This window comes from Candidatus Poriferisodalis sp. (assembly GCF_965262965.1).
Classification (GTDB): Bacteria; Actinomycetota; Acidimicrobiia; order Acidimicrobiales; family Poriferisodalaceae; genus Poriferisodalis.
This window is the reverse complement of sequence record NZ_OZ253573.1, coordinates 4058205-4071000: the sequence shown is the minus strand read 5'-3', so window position 1 is coordinate 4071000 and position 12796 is coordinate 4058205. Positions and strand designations below refer to the sequence as shown.

The 12796-nt window shown below is 67.8% G+C and carries 13 protein-coding genes; all 13 read right to left on the bottom strand.

Annotation, left to right across the window (positions count from 1 at the left end):
• Positions 1–2: 2 nt before the first annotated feature.
• Complete coding sequence (gene secF, locus ACQY5K_RS19425) at positions 3–1094, bottom strand: protein translocase subunit SecF (protein WP_428118879.1); 1092 nt, start codon at positions 1092–1094, stop codon at positions 3–5.
• Positions 1094–2518, bottom strand: coding sequence for a protein translocase subunit SecD (gene secD, locus ACQY5K_RS19420; RefSeq protein WP_428118876.1), 1425 nt, complete (start codon positions 2516–2518; stop codon positions 1094–1096). The genes secF and secD overlap by 1 nt, the downstream gene beginning before the upstream one ends.
• Positions 2519–2600: 82 nt before the next feature.
• On the bottom strand, positions 2601–2918 hold the full coding sequence (gene yajC / locus ACQY5K_RS19415; RefSeq protein WP_428118873.1) for a preprotein translocase subunit YajC: 318 nt from the start codon (positions 2916–2918) through the stop codon (positions 2601–2603).
• A 156-nt stretch (positions 2919–3074) separates the two neighbouring features.
• Positions 3075–4280: a tRNA guanosine(34) transglycosylase Tgt gene (tgt, locus tag ACQY5K_RS19410; protein ID WP_428118870.1), complete on the bottom strand. Its 1206-nt coding sequence runs from the start codon at positions 4278–4280 to the stop codon at positions 3075–3077.
• The gene (locus ACQY5K_RS19405) at positions 4277–5446 is read right to left on the bottom strand and encodes an S-adenosylmethionine:tRNA ribosyltransferase-isomerase (RefSeq protein ID WP_428118867.1); all 1170 of its coding nucleotides are present in this window, start codon (positions 5444–5446) and stop codon (positions 4277–4279) included. The genes tgt and ACQY5K_RS19405 overlap by 4 nt, the downstream gene beginning before the upstream one ends.
• Positions 5447–5511: 65 nt before the next feature.
• Entirely contained in the window at positions 5512–6765 is a 1254-nt protein-coding gene (ruvB, locus tag ACQY5K_RS19400) for a Holliday junction branch migration DNA helicase RuvB (RefSeq protein ID WP_428118864.1), read from the bottom strand.
• Entirely contained in the window at positions 6762–7379 is a 618-nt protein-coding gene (gene ruvA, locus ACQY5K_RS19395) for a Holliday junction branch migration protein RuvA (RefSeq protein WP_428118861.1), read from the bottom strand. The genes ruvB and ruvA overlap by 4 nt, the downstream gene beginning before the upstream one ends.
• A gap of 52 nt (positions 7380–7431) precedes the next feature.
• A complete protein-coding gene (gene ruvC / locus ACQY5K_RS19390; protein ID WP_428118858.1) occupies positions 7432–7974 on the bottom strand; it encodes a crossover junction endodeoxyribonuclease RuvC in 543 nt (180 codons plus the stop codon).
• A gap of 104 nt (positions 7975–8078) precedes the next feature.
• Positions 8079–8843, bottom strand: coding sequence for a YebC/PmpR family DNA-binding transcriptional regulator (locus tag ACQY5K_RS19385; RefSeq protein WP_428118856.1), 765 nt, complete (start codon positions 8841–8843; stop codon positions 8079–8081).
• Positions 8844–8940: 97 nt separating this feature from the next.
• Positions 8941–9582, bottom strand: a complete 642-nt coding sequence (gene pdxT, locus ACQY5K_RS19380) for a pyridoxal 5'-phosphate synthase glutaminase subunit PdxT (protein WP_428118853.1) — start codon at positions 9580–9582, stop codon at positions 8941–8943.
• 57 nt (positions 9583–9639) lie between these two features.
• Positions 9640–10587, bottom strand: coding sequence for a pyridoxal 5'-phosphate synthase lyase subunit PdxS (gene pdxS, locus ACQY5K_RS19375; protein WP_428118851.1), 948 nt, complete (start codon positions 10585–10587; stop codon positions 9640–9642).
• Between the two features lie 163 nt (positions 10588–10750).
• Positions 10751–11566: a hypothetical protein gene (locus ACQY5K_RS19370; RefSeq protein ID WP_428118849.1), complete on the bottom strand. Its 816-nt coding sequence runs from the start codon at positions 11564–11566 to the stop codon at positions 10751–10753.
• On the bottom strand, positions 11567–12697 hold the full coding sequence (locus ACQY5K_RS19365; protein ID WP_428118846.1) for a glycosyltransferase family 4 protein: 1131 nt from the start codon (positions 12695–12697) through the stop codon (positions 11567–11569).
• Positions 12698–12796: the final 99 nt, after the last annotated feature.

The following is a 12796-nucleotide window of genomic DNA, read 5'->3' as shown; positions in this document are numbered from 1 at the left end:
GCTCAGCGGCGGCGGCCCAATTTGCGGGGGCGAGGCTGGGCTGTGCGGGTATAGCTCTCGGCTGCGAGCGCCTGTGCGGCGGATTCCATCGTGTCGTGGCGGCCTGCGGCCTCGGCGGCAGTGCGTGCAGAAGCCCACTGCGGTTCGTAGCTCTTCAGCCACGCAACCATCGGCATCGCCACGAACAGCGAGCTGTACGAGCCGACGAGCAATCCGATGAGCAGCGCGTTTGCGAACTCTGCCAGCGTGCCTGCGCCCAAGATGCCCGCGCCGACGATCAGCAGTGAGACAACCGGCAGCACCGACGTCACCGTGGTGTTGATCGAACGAGTGAGCACCTGATTGAGCGAGACATTCGCAAGTGCCGGGTACGTGAAGTGGCTGCGAGCCGGCAGCGATCGCTCATTGGACTTGACCCGATCGAACACGACGATCGTGTCGTACAGCGAGTAGCCCATGATCGTGAGGAACGCGACCACCGTCGCCGGCGTCACCTCGAAGCCGAACACCGCATAGGCGCCGACGGTGAGCAGGATGTCGTGGGTGACAGCGACGAGCGCTCCCACCGACATCTTCCATTCGAAGCGGAACCACAGGTACAGCGCGATCAGCACGAAGAACACGACCAGCGCACGGCGAGCCTTGCCCGCCACCTCGTCGCCGAACGACGGACTCACCTGCCGGGTGGAAAGGCTCCCGACATCGACGCCGACAACGGAAGACAACGCATCCGCGATGTCGGCCGCGTTCGCGCCCGGTCCGAGCACACCGCGAATCCGGAAGATGTCCGACGCGCCGGTGACCGTGACGAATTGCACCCGTGCATCGGGCACACCGGCAGCGTCAGCGGCCTCGGCGATGTCCTCGGTCGTCGGCAGATCGCTGGCGGGCACATCGGCCCCGTCCGCGCTCGCCGGCACCGGCACCTCCCACACCGAGCCGCCTTCGAATTCGATGCCCAGATTCAGTCCGCGTGCCAACAATGCGACGACACAGATCAGCACCGCCACCGCGGAGCCGATGAGCACCTTGCGCGACACACGCAGGAAGTCCCAGCTGTTCTCACCCCGATACAGGGTCCTCAGCGCCGCCATCACAATGATCCTCCTGTCGGAACAGCTACCGGGAGGTCTGGCTCGCGCGGCGAAACGCCCAAGCGGCGGGGCCGCTCGGCGACAAGCTTGCGAGCCACGAACACCACCAGCGGTCGCATGAAGAAGTACGACACCGCCAGGTCGATGAGCGTGGCCAAGCCCAGGTAGAGCGCGAAGCCCCGCACCGTGCCGCTGGTCAGCTGGTACAGCACACCAGCGCCGATGAGCGAGGCGAGGTCGGCCCACACGATCGTGGAGAACGCGGCCTTGAAGCTGGCGTCGGCCGCCGAGCGCACCGCCCGGCCGCGGCGCACTTCTTCCTTGATGCGCTCGTAGTAGACGATGTTCGAGTCGACCTGGACACCGATCGACACGATGATGCCCGTGGTGCCTGCAAGCGTGAGCGCGAGGCCGCGGCTCTCGCCCAGCCAGCTGATGAGCGACCACAGAACCGAGCCGCTGATGGCCAGGCTCATAATGGCAACCACGCCGAGCAGCCGGTAGTAGGCCAGCATGTACAGACCGACGAGGATCAGCCCGACGATGCCGGCGATCACACCAGCTCGAAGCGTCCCCTCGCCGAGGGTGGCCGATACCGTCCGCACGTCGTCCTGCTCGAACTCGACCGGCAATGCGCCGAATCGCAGCGCGACCGCGAGGTCGCGGGCCTCTTCCTCGCCGAAGGTCCCCGAGATGACCGCACGGCCCTCGAACTCGGTGGCTCGTATGGCCGGGGCCGATTCGACGACGCCGTCAAGCACGATGGCGATTTGCTGGCCGAAGTAGCGAGCTGCCATCGCGTCGAAGCCGACCGAGCCCTCGTCGGTGAGGTCGACATTGACGACCCACTCGTTGTTGAACGTGGCCGCCGCCTCGGCCACTGCCTCGCCGGTGAGCTCGGCCGGACCGAGCACGTAACCGACGGGCTCGCCACGCCCGGGTAAGACAACCGCCGAGTCGGCGACGTCATCTTCGGGAAGCGTGAAAGTCGGAATCTGATCGAGCTCGATGTCTTCGACAGCATCCTCGGTGGACTCGGGTTGGAGCGATTCGTTGTAGGCATCCGCAAAATCCCGCGCAGATCCGAATTCGGCCTCGTCGAAGCGGCCGAACGTGTGCAGCACCGGCCGGAAGCGCAGTTCGGCTGTCTGCCCGACGAGGTCCACCGCGCGCTGCTTGTCCTTGACGCCGGGCAGCTGAATCACGACTTGCTCGCCCTGGCGGGTGATGTCGGGCTCGGCGACGCCGAGCGCGTCGACGCGGGAGCGAATGATCTCGATCGCCCGGTCCAACTGTTCGTCGTCGGCCGGTGACGTCGGTCGCAGCAGCACCTCGACACCGCCCTGCAGCTGCACTCCCAGAACCGGAGTCCAGCCCGCGGCCAAGACCCCGGCGAGCGCGCCGAAGCCAATCAAGATCGCCAAGAGAAGCGAAATAATCTGCGATCGTCGCATCTCAGAATGGACGGCGAGCCGGGATCGTTGCCTTCAAGCGAGCGTGCGGGACTCAGTCCGCGTCGTCGGCGTCGGCGATGTCCTGCGAGTCAGCGTCGGCGACCCCCGGCGCGGGGGCGAGAATCTCGCCGATGGCTCGACGCTGCACCCGCAGCTCGACGTCACTGTCCACCTCGAGGTACACGACGTCGCCGGGCTCCTCGATGGCGACAATCTTGCCGATCACTCCGCCAGCGGTGGCAATCACATCGCCGACGTCCGCGCTGCGGATCATGGCCTCGCGTGCCTTCATCTTCCTCTGCTGCGGCCGGATCATGATGAAGTAGAGGACGACGATCAGCAGGATCGGCAGCAGAAGTCCGGCGTTCATCAGTTGCTCCACAGGGCTGCGGTGTCGGCAGTGGCACCGAGAGGTACGTGAGGTTCTCGCTCACCGAGCCGCTCCGGGATGGATTGCACTCGGCTGCGGCCGGCCAGCGGCCAGCACGGCGGGCCAGCGTACCGGCCTGTCGCCCCTGCGAGCGTCTCAGGACCAGACTTCGTTGACCTGGCGTCGGAAGGTCTCGAAGCTGCCCGCTGTGACGGCAGCACGAGCTTCCGCTACCAAGCTAACGAGGTAGGCGATGTTGTGCAGCGTGAGGATGCGGGCCGCGGTCGGCTCGTTCACGCTCATGAGATGGCGCAGGTAGCCGCGGGAAAAGCGCCCGCCCGGGCGCTCTGGCGCCGGATCCAGCGGTGTGTCGTCGCGGGCGAACCGTGCATTGCGGATGTTGATCCGGCCCTTCGGCGTCAACGCCGTGCCGTGGCGAGCCAGGCGGCTCGGCAGGACGCAGTCGAACATGTCCACCCCCGCCGCTATGGCGTCGGTGATCCGTGCCGGGTCGCCGACGCCCATGAGATACCGCGGTCGATCTGTCGGCAGGACGTCGGTCGCAGCCCGCAACGCAGGTTCCATCTCGGTGCGCGTCTCCCCGACCGACAGGCCCCCGATGCCGTAGCCGTCGAAGCCGATGCCCGCCAGGGTCTCCGCACTGTGGCGGCGCATCTGCGGGTCGCTGCCTCCCTGCACAATGCCGAACAGCGCCTGACCGCCGAGGGTGGCGTCACCGCGAGCCGCCTCCATGGCGACAGCATCACTCCGAGCCGCCTCCATGGCGGCCTTGGCACGAGCCGCCCACGCATGCGTGCGCTCCATTGCCAGCCGCACGTCTTCGGGCGGCGCCGGCAGTTCGGGGCACACGTCGAGCGCCATCTGGATGTCCGACGCCAATCGGCGCTGCGCGTCGACGGCGTTCTCGGGGGTCAGCCGGACCTTCGAGCCGTCGTACACCGACCGGAACGTGACGCCCTCGTCGTCCACTCGGGACTTGGCCAAGCGACCGCTTGGGGCGGCACCCGAGCGAGGCCGGCGACCCAGTGACATCACCTGAAAGCCGCCCGAGTCGGTGAGGAAATGGCCGCCCCAGCCCGTGAAGCCCTCAAGGCCACCGAGCGCGGCGACGGTATCCACACCCGGACGCAGCATGAGGTGGTACGTGTTGGCCAGCACGATTTCGAGCCCCAGCGATTCGTAGTCGCCGGCATCGAGATGAATGACCGCACCTCGGGTTCCGACCGGCATGAACACGGGTGTCTGGAACGTGCCGCGCGCTGTCGTTACCTGCCCTCGCCGGGCCGCACCGTCGCAAGCGAGCAGCTCGAAGCGGGCCGCCGGCCGTGCCCCCTCGCTCATGACCGCCCGCTTCGCTCGAGCAACATGGCGTCGCCGAAAGACAGGACGCGGTAGCCCTGCGCCAATGCCGACTCGTACAACCCACGCCACCGGGGCCCGATGAAGGCATCGATCAGCAACAGCAGTGACGAGCGAGGCAGATGGAAGTTGGTGAGCAGTGCGTCCACCACCCTGAACTCGTCGCCGCGCCGCAGGAACAGATCGGTGCGGCCCGACACTGCACCCGACGACGCCCCCAAACCTGCATCGCAGCGCATCCTCGCTGCCGATTCGAGCGCCCGCACCGTCGTCGTGCCGACCGCCACCACTCGCTTCGCTGCCCCGCAGGCTCGCAAGGTCGCCGACGGCACGCTGAAGTGTTCGGCGTGCATCGTGTGCTGCGAAGCGTGCTCGGCGATAACCGGAGCGAAGGTGCCCAGGCCGACGGTCAGATCAACGGTGACCACTTCGATGCCCTGCTGGCGCACGTCTGCCAGCAATGACTCGGTCAGGTGAAGTCCAGCCGTGGGCGCGGCTGCAGACGCACCCGTGCGCGCGTACACCGTCTGGTACCGCGCCAGCAGCGCCTCGTGTGGCGAGACGTCGACTGCCGAGCTCGCCGAGGCGAGATCGGCCACACCGCGTCGAGCAATCGCAGCGTCGATGTAGGGCGGCAGCGGCGGTTCGCCCGCTCGGTCCAGCTTTGCGGCGTCGGACGCGTCGACGAGCGGTGCGTCGCCCACGACAACGGTCACTGCTCGCCGCTGATCGTCGAGCCGCGCCCCCATCAGCACTCGCAGCGACGGATCGCGGTCCGATCTCAGCTCGGCCCCGTCGCGAACGCGTCGAGACGGCCGCACCAATGCTGACCACGCACCCTCACCTGCGCCAACCGCATCTGTCTCCGCGGCGGGGAGCGGCTCCAGCAGGAGCACCTCGACAGCGCCGCCACTGGACTTGCGCAGCGGAAGGCGGGCCGCCATCACACGCGTCTCGTTCAGCACGACGACGTCCCCGTCGCGCAGCAGTGAAGGCAGATCCGACACCGTCAGATGATCCGGCGCTGCGTCAGCACCGCGATCTACGAGCAGGCGGGCCGCGTCTCGAGGCTCGATCGGCACCTGGGCGATCGCCGAAGCCGGCAGCTCGTAGTCGAACTGGCACATCGCAAGCCGCGGCGCAGTCATCGCCCGGCGAGGCTACGTCGGGCCTCGCGGCACCTGCGCAAGCGCGGTCCAGATATGTCGGAACGTCACCAAGGCGTTTCGTCGGTCTGCGGACGCTCGGGCGCGGACTCCGACTTGGCCCCAGACGCCTGCGCTGGCTCATCGGGGGACCCCGATTCGGGCTCGCCACCGGACGCAGCTTGGGATTCGGGCTGCGGCGAAGCTTGCTCAAACAGGGTGGCCTCGATTCGCTCGTCGCGCGGCTCCGCGAGCGCTTCGAGCGACAGTGGAACGGCGACGCCAAGGTGGGCATATGCCGCAGCGGTGGCGATGCGTCCGCGGGGGGTGCGCTGAACGAGTCCCTGCTGGATGAGGAACGGCTCATAGACGTCCTCGACGGTCTCGGCCTGCTCGCCCACCGTGATCGACAGCGTGGACAGTCCCAGCGGCCGGCCTGCGTGGGTGATTGCGAGAGCGTCGAGGATCGCCCGGTCCACCTTGTCGAGACCGAGGTCGTCCACTCCGAATACCGCCAGGCCTGCTTTGGCCACAGCGGCGTCGACGGCTCCGTCAGCACGCACCTCGGCGTAGTCACGGACTCGGCGCAGCAGCCGATTCGCGATACGCGGCGTGCCCCGGCTGCGCGTCGCAATCTCTGCGCCACCTTCGGAATCGATGCGCACGCCCAAGATGGATGCCGCCCGTCGCACGATGGCGGCCAGATCATCGGCGGAGTAGTAGTCGAGCCGCTCGACGAGACCGAAGCGATCACGCAGCGGGCCAGAGATGAGACCCGTCCGGGTGGTGGCACCCACCAGCGTGAAACGCGGCAGATCAAAGCGGATTGAACGCGCAGCAGGTCCCTTGCCGAGCACGATGTCGATTGCGAAATCCTCCATCGCCGGATACAGGACCTCTTCGACCACCTTGGGCAGGCGATGGATCTCGTCGATGAACAGCACATCGCCGTCGGCGAGGTTCGTCAGCATCGCAGCGAGGTCGCCGGCACGCTCGATCGCCGGCCCCGAGGTGATGTGCAGTACTGCGCCCAGCTCTGCCGCGATGATTCCGGCGAGGGTCGTCTTGCCGAGGCCCGGCGGTCCGGCGAACAGCAGATGGTCGGGGGGCTGAGCGCGAGCGACCGCGGCGTGCAAGGTGATGGTGATGTGTTCGCGCAGTTCAGGCTGACCGATGAACTCGTCAAGCGTGCGCGGCCGCAGGCTGGCCTCCTCGTCGGGACTGCGGTCGTCCTCTGGAGTGCGCACGGGGTCCGTCAGCTCTGATCGATCGACGCGGTCCTCGCGTCGGTACGCCTCGGTTCGCGCTGTCTCGGCGCTCATCGGGGACCGAGCTCCCGCAGCGCCACACGCAGCAGAGCAGCGACGTCGGCGTCCGCGTCGGCTGCGGCGGCGGCGGTCACGGCTGCCATTGCATCTCGCACCTCGGCGGGCCCGAAGCCCATCTGTGCGAGCGCCGTGCGGACTTCGGCGGCAGCAGAGGCCGCTCCGCCCCCCGACCCCGCGGGCGTGCCCGTGATCGCCAATTCAGGCACGCCCAACCGGTTCTTGAGGTCGAGCACCATGCGCTTGGACGTCTTCGCGCCGATGCCGGGCACCAGCTCGAGCGCCGCTGCGTCGTCAGCGGCGACGGCACGGCGAAGCTCGTCGGGCGGGAGGTGGCTGAGCACCGCAAGGGCGAGGGCAGGACCGACACCGTGCGCGGTGAGCAGCGCCTCGAAACAGTGCCGCTCGTCCAGCTGGGGGAAGCCGTAGAGATCTGAGGTGTCCTCGCGCACGTGATGGTGCACGTGAACGAAGCACTCCTCGCCGATCGCTCCGGCGCCAGCCAGCGTCGACGGGGCAACCGTGACGCGATACCCCACCCCGCCAACCTCAATGAGCAGTTCGCCAGAGGGATCCTTGTCGAGCAGCGCACCGCGCAGCGAGCCGATCATGGTCGCTGTCTCGCCCCGGAGCTCTCGTCGTTAGGCCGACGATGCACGCAGCTCACCGGGGTGTGGCCTGGGGCACGCGAGGGCCACCGCGCGCAGCCAACTCGTGCAGCGGGGCCTGCGCCAGGTGGCAGAGGGCCACTGCCGCAGCGTCAGCGGCGTCGGCGGGCCGGGGCGGCTCCCGCAGGCGCAACAGTTCTTGGACCATGCGCTGCATCTGGTCCTTGTCGGCGCCGCCCCATCCCGCAACCGCCCGCTTGATCTGCGTTGGCGTGTACTCGACGACCTCGACACCGACTGCGGCGGCTGCGGCCATTGCGAGCCCTGCCACCTGCGCCACGCCGATAGCGGTCCGAGCATTCGACTGAAAGAACACCCGCTCGACGGCCACGACGGACGGTTCGAATTCCGCAATCAACGCCTGTATCTCGCGCTGATGGGAAGCGAGTCGCTCGGGCACCGGCTGATCAGGCGGCGTGCGGATCACTCCGAGCGCCACGGCTTCGGTTCTGCTGGCGACGGGACCCGTCGCTCGTACCTGCTCGACGACGCCATACCCGCAGCGTGAGAGGCCCGGGTCGATCCCCAGTACGAACATCGGTACCACCGTACCCAGCGCTGCGGCTCAGCTCGTGTATGGCACCCGGCCCGCACACGCCAGACATGGCCCGCCCTCCGCCGGGCGGTCCGGCGTCACGGCGGTCAGCCTGCGATGGTTTCGAGCAATGACTCGCTGATGTCGAAGTTGGCGTAGACGCCCTGCACGTCGTCGTGATCGTCGAGTGCGTCGAGCACCGCCATGACCTGCTTGGCCGCCGATGCCTCGGTGAGCTCGATCAGGTTCTGCGGGACATAGGTCAGGTCGGCAGAGCTCACCGTGATGCCTGCGGCCTCGATGGCCTCGCGCACCGCCATCGTGTCGCCGGGGACGGTCGTGACCCTCCAGATGTCGCCTTCGCGCTCGAGGTCCTCTGCCCCGGCGTCGAGCGCAACGAGCATCAAATCGTCCTCGTCGACTGCGACGCCGTCAGGCTCGGCCGGCACAACGACGACGCCGGTGCGCTGGAACTGCCACGCGACTGCACCTGGCTCGGCCAGCGTGCCGCCCGCGCGCGTAAAGACGCTGCGGATCTCAGAACCGGTCCGATTGCGATTGTCGGTCAGCACATCCACGAACATGGCGACACCGCCGGGCGCATAGCCCTCGTAGTGGACCTGCTCGTACGAAACGCCTTCCAACTCGCCGGTGCCTCGCTTGATCGCCCGCTCGATGGTGTCCAGCGGCACGGAGTTGTCGCGGGCCTTGTAGTACATGGTGCGCAACGTGGCGTTGGAATCGAGGTCGCCGCCGCCTTCGCGCGCTGCCACTTCGACCTGGCGGATCAGCTTCGCGAAGAGCTTCCCGCGTGCCTTGTCGACAGCGCCCTTGCGATGCTTGATCGTCGCCCACTTGGAATGACCTGACACGGCCGGCCTCCCTCGTGACCTGCGCTGGCCCGGACATTCTGCCTGACGCGCACTCGCTGAACGGCGGCGGCCGCGACAACCGCAACCATCACACCCGTTATGTGCCTGCGGTGGCGACCATTTCCAAGAAGATCCTGTGGATGCGGTCGTCTGCGGTCAGCTCGGGATGAAAGCTGGAGACCAAGATCGGACCGGATCGGCACAAGACAGGAACCACGTCTGCGCCGGATGCCGAATTCGAGGGCACAACGATGGCGAGCACCTCGACATCGTCGCCGGTGCGCTCGACCCACGGCGCCCGGATGAAGACGGCATGAAACGGCTCGTCCAACCCAGCCGTGGGCACATCGGCTTCGAAGCTCGCTACCTGGCGGCCGAAGGCGTTTCGGCGCACTGAAATGTCGATGGCACCGAAGGAACGCTGATCCGGCCGGCCGTCGAGCACCTCGGCGGCCAACAGGATCATGCCCGCGCACGTCCCGAAGGCGGGCATGCCCGCCGCCAGACGCTGCTCGAGCGCATCAAAGAGGCCGCTGGTCCGCAGCAGGTGCGACATCGTGGTCGACTCGCCGCCGGGCAGCACGACAGCGTCGACGCCGTCGAGATCAGCTGGTGTGCGAACTTCGATCGCGCCCGCGCCGAGGCTTCGAAGTACCGCAACGTGCTCAGCCGCAGCACCCTGCAACGCTACGACTCCGACAAGCGGCACGCCTTGCGGCGTCGCCGGGCTAGTCGGCACGCCTTGCGGCGTCGCCGGGCTTGTCGGCACGCCTTGCGGCGTCGCTGTGCTCAGCGTCTACCAGCCGCGCTCGGCCAGCTTGGTCTCGAGCGTGTCGATCTCGAGGCCCTTCATCGGTGTTCCGAGGCCGCGGCTCACCTTGGCCACCACCGAGGCATCGCGGAAGTGCGTGGTCGCCTCAACGATCGCTTCGGCGCGCGGACCCGGGTCCTCGCTCTTGAAGATGCCCGAGCCGACGAACACGGCTTCCGCGCCGAGCTGCATGACCAGCGAGGCATCCGCTGGCGTGGCAATGCCGCCCGCACAGAACATCGGCACCGGCAAACGCCCGGTCTCGGCAATCTCTTGCACCAGCCCAAGCGGCGACCGCAGCTGCTTGGCCCAGTCGAACAGCTCGGCCGAATCTGCCTGGGTGATCTTGCGGATGTCGCCGCAGATGGAGCGCAGGTGCCGGACGGCTTCGACGATGTTGCCGGTGCCTGCCTCGCCCTTCGAGCGGATCATGCACGCGCCTTCGGAGATGCGCCGAAGCGCCTCGCCCAGGTTCGTGGCGCCGCACACAAACGGCACAGTGAACGCCCACTTGTCGATGTGGTGGGCTTCGTCTGCAGGCGTGAGCACTTCGGACTCGTCGATGTAGTCGACGCCGAGGGCTTCGAGCACCTGTGCCTCTGCGAAATGGCCGATGCGCGCCTTGGCCATGACGGGAATCGTGACCATGGCCTGGATGCCCTCGATCATCGCGGGGTCGCTCATTCGGGCCACACCGCCGTCTCGGCGGATGTCGGCAGGCACCCGTTCGAGCGCCATGACGGCGACGGCCCCGGCATCTTCGGCAATCTTCGCCTGCTCGGGCGTGACGACGTCCATGATGACGCCGCCGCGGAGCATGTCGGCGAGACCGCGCTTGACGCGCACTGTCCCCGTCAGGCCTGCGTTCTGCGCGGCGTCGGGCGCCTGTGGCGCGGCGGCGTGCGTTGGGGTTTCGGCGGACCCTGTGCTCATGGGGTCAGTGTACGAGCCGGTTCTCGAAGCGCAGACGGGATTGTCCGTCCCGAACGCCGCTTGCCCGGTTGCAATGCCGCAGGACATGCGCGGCCCACACCGCAACAGTGCGCAAGAGCCAGCTTGCGCGTCAATGCCGGTCGGTACGAGCGCTGCGGTGGTCTCAGAACTCGCGCAACACTGCGACGCGTGCCTCGAGGTCTGCGCGGCAGTCGGGCAGTGCGTCGGGTGCCGCGCTGGTGGCGGCTCTCGGGTCAGCCAGCCACAGCGGCCACGTGACCGCCGGCGCATCGACCCCGACACCGACCCCAGACATCGACTCGAGCGCGTTGGCGAGCCCAGGCGGATAGCGGGTCAGCCGCACAGCCTCAGCATCGGCGTCGAAATCGCTGCCGGTGCTGGCCTCGCGTTCCAGCCGAGAGCGCACGATGCCCCGCAAGCCGACCGACCAGAGTGCGGGCAGGCCCACTGTCGTCACCGCCGTGGTCATGTAAGCGGTGCGGCCATCGCGGATCTGTGTCAGCACACGAGCGACGGCGGCCTCAAGCTCGATGAGATTCAACGAGTCGAGGAGACCGCGCGTCACGACAAGTGTGGATTGATCGGATCGACGGCCGACCGCAGCGATGTTGGCTGCTGGGCTCTCGGAGACGACCAGCGAAGGTGCCTCGACGCCGACAAGCAGGCACAAGCCGTCGACGATGTTGGCCAACCGCGGTGCCCCAGCAGACCCGAGCATCGTCGAATCCTCGGGACACAGTGCGGTCGCAAGCCGTTTCTCGCCTGCGCGGTGTCCCCACAACGCGACGGCACCCGCCAGCGCAAGCGCCAGCGGCATCGACCACCAGTCGAGCGGGCTGAGAACCGCAACTAAGACGCCGAGGATCGCTCCCGCCCCCAAGTGGACCGCCCACAGCTCGGCCACAAGGCGATCGGCGCGGCTTCGGTAAATGACGAACAGCGGGTCCACGCCGCCCATTCAACCCATTGGACCGCCATGATCGAAACCGCGACGGGAAAATTGGGCGCCCGACGCGGCCGAGCGGCCGTCGATTGCTCGTTCGTAGATGTCGAGGTAGGTCTGCGCCAGACGTGCCATCGAGAACTGCTCGGCACGCTGTCGGCCTGCGGCCACGAGATCAGCTGCGCGGTCGGGCTGAGCCAGCACTCGCGTGAGCGCCTTGGCCAGCACGGCGGAATCGCCGGGCGGCACGAGCTCGGCCTCGTCGCCGACGCGGGCCACATTTCGATAGCCCGCCAGATCGCTCGCCACGACGGGTGTGCCGGCGGCCATGGCTTCCAGCAGCACCACGCCGAAGCTCTCGCCGTGCAGCGACGGCACGCAGAACACGTCAGCGCCCTTGATGCGCGCGAGCTTTTCGGCATCGCTGACCGGACCTAGCCATTCGATGCGGTGATCGTGCTGGTACCGGCGCTGCAACTCCTCGGTCTGGGGTCCGCGCGACATCACCCACAGTCGCACTCCCTCGGGGAGCTTCGACATGGCGTCGAGCAACACCGTGAGGCCCTTGCGCGGCTCGTGTCGGCCGATGTAGGCGATCGTCGGCCCACCGACGCGCATCGCCGTGGCTTCGTCGAATCGATCCAGCTCGACGCCGTTGAACACGACCTCGTACGTGCCTCCGACACCGTCGGTGGCCATCTGCGCAGCTTCGGCAGACACCGCCGCCCGCACTGCTATGCGGGACGCCAGCCAACGAGTCCCCGGCACCAAGTACGCCATGCTCTCGCCCGCTGCATGCCAGGTGCCAACGATCGGCGCTGAACGCAGGAACAATGCGGTCTGGGTCGGTCCTGGACACAGCGGCTCGTGCAGGTGCAAGACATCGAATTCCTCGTCGCGCAGCGCTCGCACCGTGCGCAGCGTGCATGCGAAGTCCGGGGCGATGGGTGCGACGGACCCGTTTGTGAAGGTCGGAATGCTCGCACCGAGCGGCGTGACGCCGGTCTGGGGTGGGGCGCCGTCACACGGTGCCAGCACCCGCACCGCGTGACCTCGGTCGGCCAGCGAGCGTGCTAAGCCCAGCACTTGCACCTGGACCCCTCCGGCGCTCGTCAGGCTGTACGGCGAAATGATGCCGATTCTCATCGGGCGAGCCTGGGGAGCCGCATCAGCACAACGAGCCTGGGGAGCCGCATCAGCACAACGAGCCTGGGGAGCCGCATCAGCACAACGAGCCTGGGGAGC

Excerpts from the sequence above, each read along its gene's own strand:
- tgt (WP_428118870.1), bottom strand. The coding sequence starts at position 4,280 with ATGAGCGAGGGGGCACGGCCGGCGGCCCGCTTCGAGCTGCTCGCTTGC.
- ACQY5K_RS19365 (WP_428118846.1), bottom strand. The coding sequence starts at position 12,697 with ATGAGAATCGGCATCATTTCGCCGTACAGCCTGACGAGCGCCGGAGGG.
- ruvC (WP_428118858.1), bottom strand. The coding sequence starts at position 7,974 with ATGTTCGTACTGGGGATCGACCCGGGCCTCTCACGCTGCGGGTATGGC.
- ACQY5K_RS19405 (WP_428118867.1), bottom strand. The coding sequence starts at position 5,446 with ATGACTGCGCCGCGGCTTGCGATGTGCCAGTTCGACTACGAGCTGCCG.
- yajC (WP_428118873.1), bottom strand. The coding sequence starts at position 2,918 with ATGAACGCCGGACTTCTGCTGCCGATCCTGCTGATCGTCGTCCTCTAC.
- ruvB (WP_428118864.1), bottom strand. The coding sequence starts at position 6,765 with ATGAGCGCCGAGACAGCGCGAACCGAGGCGTACCGACGCGAGGACCGC.
- ruvA (WP_428118861.1), bottom strand. The coding sequence starts at position 7,379 with ATGATCGGCTCGCTGCGCGGTGCGCTGCTCGACAAGGATCCCTCTGGC.
- pdxS (WP_428118851.1), bottom strand. The coding sequence starts at position 10,587 with ATGAGCACAGGGTCCGCCGAAACCCCAACGCACGCCGCCGCGCCACAG.
- ACQY5K_RS19370 (WP_428118849.1), bottom strand. The coding sequence starts at position 11,566 with ATGGGCGGCGTGGACCCGCTGTTCGTCATTTACCGAAGCCGCGCCGAT.
- secF (WP_428118879.1), bottom strand. The coding sequence starts at position 1,094 with ATGGCGGCGCTGAGGACCCTGTATCGGGGTGAGAACAGCTGGGACTTC.